At 51.1% G+C, this 227-nt stretch carries 1 pseudogene; it reads right to left on the bottom strand.

Features of this window, described 5'->3' with window-relative positions:
• Positions 1-227, bottom strand: a pseudogene (locus VU18_RS20035) (hypothetical protein); the annotation flags it as partial.

Here is a 227-nt window from a genome sequence, read left to right as displayed (position 1 = left end):
GAAAAGATCCCAACCCGCTGAATAGTTGATCACCACCGCACCGGCGATGATCCCGGCCAAGGCCAGTTGCAAAACGAAAAAACAAACAAACGCGATCAAAGCTTGGCAGAAGACGATCGTTTGCGGGTTTGGCATGATGTCATTCATCGCGATCCAGTGAATCGGCGTCGAAGTGAACAACGATACATGCAAGCGGAAGCTGAAGAACAGCCAGACCGCCATTCCAA

It is taken from the genome of Geobacillus sp. ZGt-1 (assembly GCF_001026865.1).
GTDB classification, from domain to species: Bacteria; Bacillota; Bacilli; order Bacillales; family Anoxybacillaceae; genus Geobacillus; species Geobacillus thermoleovorans.
The sequence above is the reverse complement of the archived record's forward strand: the minus strand, read 5'-3'. Positions and strand labels throughout refer to the sequence as shown.